This is a genomic window from Allobosea sp. FG18 (assembly GCF_057809495.1).
In genome coordinates this window covers 1-5415 of sequence record NZ_JBMDKB010000062.1, presented here as the reverse complement: position 1 = coordinate 5415, position 5415 = coordinate 1, and the positions used below count along the sequence as shown (strand labels likewise).

Sequence of the window (5415 nt, the reverse complement as noted above, 5' to 3'; positions counted from 1 at the left end):
CTCGTCAGGCTCATAACCTGAAGGTCGTCAGTTCAAATCTGGCCCCCGCAACCAAATCCAAAAAAGCCCCGTCGCAACTGCGGCGGGGCTTTCGCGTTCCAACGCAAACCGCCAAAGCCGAGCAAGGCCAACGTGCCGCCCGAGATCTACGCCACCGCCGTCGCGGGGCGTGGCCACGATCTTCTCGATCAGCGAATGGCCCGACCGGCCGTCGGCCGGGCCACGACCTTCATGCGTCAGAACATGTGGAACGGCGGCTTGGCGTCATCCGGCAACAGCGCCTTGTAAGGCGTCCGGGTCAGGCGCTCCTGGAAATCGGCCTTGGCCTGTTCCAGCAACCCAGGTTCGGCGAGGACGTCCACGGCGACGCCTGCCATGACCTTCGCAACGTGAACCATGCCCTTGTGGGCCAGCGGCGACTGCCCATGGGCCGTCAACTGCCAGGAGTGGCCCGGCGTGCCGATCGTATAGGTCGCGCCGCGCGCCTGGACCGTCGGGACAGCCCAGGAGACATTGCCGACATCGGTGGAGCCCATCATCCGCGGTCCGGGCACTTCCTTGGGCGCGATGGCGTTGCACAGCGGGAAATCCGTCGCCGGTAGTCCAGAGCGTCGGAAAGCGCTTTCGACATGCGCGGGCGTCACCGTCTTCTGCATGCGCCTGGCGAAGGCGACGTCGTCCGCGTCGAAAGGCGGCGGGCCGAGCCGATCGAAATTGCGCTGCATCGCATCTTCGAGCGGCGTGTTGGCCAGCAAGCTGCTCATCGCGCTGACGACCTCATCAGTGACGGTCGTTTCCGTCATCAGCGCCGCGCCTTCGGCGATTTTCCGGACGCGGGCGAGGAGTTCATGGACCTGGGAGACCATCGTCGCGCGCACGACGTAGCGGAGCTTGGCCTTGGCCTGCACGACATTCGGCGCGATGCCGCCTGCATCCAAATAGGCATAGTGGATGCGGGCATCGCTCGGCATGTGCTCGCGCATGTAGTTGACGCCGACATTCATCAGCTCGGCGGCATCGAGTGCCGAACGGCCGAGATGCGGCGCGGCAGCGGCATGGCTGGCGCGGCCGGAGAACTCGAAGTCGATCGTCGTGTTGGCAAGGGATATGGCTGCCGTTACGGCCGCGAAATCGGCCGGATGCCAGGAGATCGCGATGTCGACATCCTTGAAGGCGCCTTCCTTGACCATGAACGCCTTGCCCGCTCCGCCTTCCTCGGCCGGACAGCCATAGTATCGGACGCGGCCCTTGAGCCCACGCTCCGCGAGGAAATCCTTGACCGCCGCTGCCGCCAGCATGGCTCCGGCCCCGAGCAGGTTATGGCCGCAGCCATGGCCTGCCGGCTGGTTTGGAAGTGGCTGGTGCTCGGAAACTCCAGGGGCCTGCGAAAGCTCCGGCAGCGCATCGTATTCGCCAAGTATCGCGATCACCGGGCCGTCTTCTCCCGCCTCGCCCATGACCGCCGTCGGCAAGCCGGCAATGCCCGTCTCCACGCGAAATCCCTCGCGCCGAAGCTGCTCGGCATGAGCAGCAGCTGACTTGACCTCCCGGTAGTTGAGCTCGGGCATCTCAAAGACGCGGTCACTCAGCTCGATATAGTCAGCTTGCTTTGAATCGACGATCGTCCAAATCTTATCGGTATTCTGCACAGCCATCTCCCGAGGTGGCATCCGCGCCATAGAGGCCGCCGAAGGCCGCGGTCACCACAATCGCCAGGTGTCGGCAGCCCCAGCATCGAGAGGCTACTACACGGCGGACGGCAGAACGGCTGAATTTTGGTCCGAAGTTTCGGCGATTATTGCAGATCGGATTTTGCTTACGTCCTCCGAAGCTCACGATGTTTGCCTTTGTCCGCTCCCGCTTCGACTTGTCCTTCAGCGCCGTTTTGAGGAGCCGGGCACTGCGGATCGCTGCGTGGCAATGAGTTGCAATGGCGCTATCGCCGGCACTCTGCACGTCGCGTTAAAATCTTACAAAGGGCTTGTGAAATCTCACGAAGCGAGCCAAGCTTCGGGTCATGCTCGATGCAAGCTCTCCTTTCCTTCCTGCTCCTATTGCCGAGGCGCTGCTCGATGTCGCCAGCCGCCGGCTGCGCACGGCTATCGTCTCCTGCGAGCTCACGCCCGGTGACTTCGTCCATGAGGCGGCCCTCGCCGAGCGCTTCGGGCTGGGCCGCGCCAGCGTTCGTGTCGCGCTGACCGAGTTGGCAGCGGGGCGCTTCGTTAGCCGGCATGCCCGGCAGGGCTGGCGGATTGCACCGATCGACGGCGCGCTGATCGGAGCGGTGATCGACGGGCGTCGCCGGCTCGAGCCGGCCCTGGCAGCGCACAGGCTGGCAGAGCCCGCGCTCTCCACGGCGACTGCGCTGCTCGGGATGGTTCAGTCCGTATCGGGGCGGACCGAACTCGCAGCGCTTGCTACGGCCCGCGCTGCCGAGCGCCAGCTGCGCAACCTGCTTGCTGCCGGGGCAGGCGTCTTCGCCAGCGATTGGCTCGGCGAGATCTGGGATCATTCGGACCGGATCGTGCGGATGCTCGACCTCTGCGGCCACGCCATCCCTTCTGCTGATCTCGGCGAGCTGGTCGCCGCGCTCGGCGCGGGCGACAGCGATCTCGCCAGGCGAGCGATCGAACGCGACCAAAAGCGCTTCGCCGACGCAATCGCCCACGGCTTCCTCGCCATGTCGGCGCAGCCGGCTCGTCCGCAAGCGCGTTCTGCCCGCCGAGGTCGCGCCGCCCAATCGCCGCTTGTCACAGCCGATCGGCCTATCCCCCTGTCGAAGGAGAAGCAGTCATGACCGTTGCCTGGCGAAACTATCCTCTCGCCGCGGCCTGCGCCGCGATCTTCGCTTTGGGGAGCGTCGCTCCCGCGCAAGCCTCCAAAGAGCGCTTCGTGGTCGACCTCGTCAACGAGCCTTCCTCGCTCGATCCGCAGGTTCAATGGAACCCCGATAGCTACTACGTCTACCGAAACATCTTCGACAATCTGGTCACCCGCGACGACAAGGGCGAGATCGTCCCGCAAGTCGCGACCTCCTGGAAATACCTGTCCGACAACGAGATCGAATTCGAGCTTCGGTCCGACATCGCCTTCCATGACGGCTCGAAGCTGACCGCGGACGACGTCGTCTTCAGCGTCAAGCGCATTACCGATCGCAGCTTCGGCAGCCCGCAGCTCGGCCAGTTCGACAAGATCACCGATGCGGTCGCGCTCTCGCCGACCAAGGTCAAGCTGACGACCAGCGGGGCCTACCCGGCCTTGCTGGCGCAGCTCGTCAAGCTCTCGATCGTGCCCAAGGCCGTCGTCGAGGCGGTCGGCAAGGACGCCTTCAACCTGAAACCGGTCGGCAGCGGGCCCTATAAATTCGAGAACTGGCAGCGCGGCGTTGCGGTGACGCTTTCACGCAACGATGCCTATTGGGGCACGAAGGGGCCGTTCCCGAGCGTGATTTTCCGGGCCGTGCCGGACAGCGCGACCCGCCTTGCCAATCTCCAGGCCGGCACCAGCGACCTCGGCGTCACGCTCGACAGCGACCAGGCAGCGCAGCTCAAGACTGCGGCGAAGGCCAAGCCCCTGACGGGCCTGACCGAGCGTGTCGCCTATCTGCGCCTGAACACGACCAAGCCGCCTTTCGACAACGTCAAGGTCCGGCAGGCGGCGGCTCTCGCCATCGACAAGGAGGGGCTGGTCGAGGGCCTGCTCGGCGGCTTCGACAAGCCAGTGGGGCAGTTGCTCACGCCCGCGATCTTCGGATGGGTCGATGGTATGCCTGCCGCGAAATACGACCTCGCCAAGGCGAAGGCCCTGGTCGCCGAGGCCGGCCCCGCCGCGAAGGCCGAGATCGAGCTTTCGACCGCGCCGGTCTTCGACCAGCGCATCGTCCAGGCGGTGCAGCAGCAGCTCGGCGAGGCCGGGCTCAACGTCAAGATCGCGATGTCCGACATGGCGAGCTATCTGAAGCGCGCCCAGGCCGGGCCGGAAGGCACCTCGACGCTGAGCTTCGGCCGCTGGTCCTGCGCCTGCCAGGATGCCGATGGCGTGCTCTTCCCGCTGCTGCACAAGAGCAGCGGCTGGTCGGCCTATCGCAATCCCAAGACCGACGGCCTGCTGGAGGAAGCCCGCCAGACCCTCGACAAGGGCAAGCGCCTCGCCGCCTACAAGCAGGTCCATGAGATCGTCGCAGCTGATGTGCCGGTGATCCCGCTCTATCAGGCCGTCGTGATCTATGGCGCGACCAAGAACCTGAATTTCACGCCGACGCCGAACGAAAGCATGTTTCTGAACCGGATGAGCTGGAACGACTGAGCCGCAACGGCCGACAGCAGCTCTGCAAGATCAAGGCGCCGGGAGGAGACCGGGCGCCGCCAATCAAAAAAGGGGAATGGCTGATGATGCGAACACGCCGAATGCTCGCAGGCGCGCTGCTCGCCGCTTGCTTGTCGCTGCCGGGGGGCGCGGCCTTCGCCGCCAAGGAGCGTCTGACGATCGACCTCGTCGGCGAGCCAAACTCGCTCGATCCGCATGTCCAGTGGAACCCGGACAGCTACTACGTCTACCGCAACATCTTCGACAATCTCGTCACCCGTGACGACAAGGGTGTCATCGCGCCGCAGGTCGCAACCTCGTGGAAGCAGCTTTCCGACACGAAGATCCAGTTCCAGCTGCGCGATGACATCACCTTCCATGACGGCTCGAAGCTGACCGCCGACGACGTCGTCTTCAGCGTCAAGCGCATCACTGATCCGAAGTTCGCCAGCCCGCAGCTCGGCCAGTTCGACAAGATCATCGACGCCGTCGCGGACGACGCCAAAACGGTGACGCTGACCACGCAGGGTGCCTATCCGGCCCTGCTCGCGCAGCTCGTCAAGCTCTCGGTCGTGCCGAAGAAGGTCGTCGAGGCCGTGGGCAAGGACGCCTTCAATCTCGCGCCGGTCGGCAGCGGCCCCTACAAGTTCGGCGCGTGGCAGCGCGGCGTTGCGGTGACGCTCAATCGCAACGACGCCTACTGGGGCACCAAGGCGGCGTTCCCGAGCGTCGTCTTCCGCGCGATTCCCGATGCCGCGACGCGCGTCGCCAATCTGATGGCCGGCACCTCGGACCTCGCCGCCAATCTCGATGGCGATCTCGCCGCCCAGCTGAAAACCTCGCAGCGCGCCAAGCCCGTACCGGTGCTGACCGAGCGCGTCGCCTATCTCGCGATGAACGTGCAGAAGGAGCCGCTGAACGATCCCCGCGTGCGCCGTGCCATCGCCCAGGCGATCGACAAGCAGGCGATCACCGACGGCGTGCTCGGCGGCACCGAGAAGCCTCTGGCCCAGATGCTCTCGCCTGCGCATGAGGGCTTCGTCGAGGGGATTAAGCCCACATTCTCCAAGTAAGTCGCTGATTTCGCTGTCGTAATCGTGATATTTCGCA

4 protein-coding genes are annotated in these 5415 nt (G+C 65.0%); 3 read left to right on the top strand and 1 reads right to left on the bottom strand.

The window, feature by feature from the left end; translation table 11 throughout:
- Positions 1-236: 236 nt before the first annotated feature.
- Positions 237-1649, bottom strand: a complete 1413-nt coding sequence (locus tag ACODTJ_RS28900) for a M20 family metallopeptidase (protein ID WP_488851646.1) — start codon at positions 1647-1649, stop codon at positions 237-239.
- Between the two features lie 368 nt (positions 1650-2017).
- On the opposite strand from ACODTJ_RS28900, the gene ACODTJ_RS28895 reads away from it, so the two are divergent.
- The 3 genes from ACODTJ_RS28895 (at position 2018) to ACODTJ_RS28885 (ending at position 5378) form a co-directional block, all read left to right on the top strand.
- Positions 2018-2797: a GntR family transcriptional regulator gene (locus ACODTJ_RS28895; protein ID WP_454658712.1), complete on the top strand. Its 780-nt coding sequence runs from the start codon at positions 2018-2020 to the stop codon at positions 2795-2797.
- A complete protein-coding gene (locus tag ACODTJ_RS28890) occupies positions 2794-4305 on the top strand; it encodes an ABC transporter substrate-binding protein (RefSeq protein WP_454658711.1) in 1512 nt (503 codons plus the stop codon). The genes ACODTJ_RS28895 and ACODTJ_RS28890 overlap by 4 nt, the downstream gene beginning before the upstream one ends.
- A gap of 83 nt (positions 4306-4388) precedes the next feature.
- Entirely contained in the window at positions 4389-5378 is a 990-nt protein-coding gene (locus ACODTJ_RS28885) for an ABC transporter substrate-binding protein (RefSeq protein ID WP_488851644.1), read from the top strand.
- Positions 5379-5415: the final 37 nt, after the last annotated feature.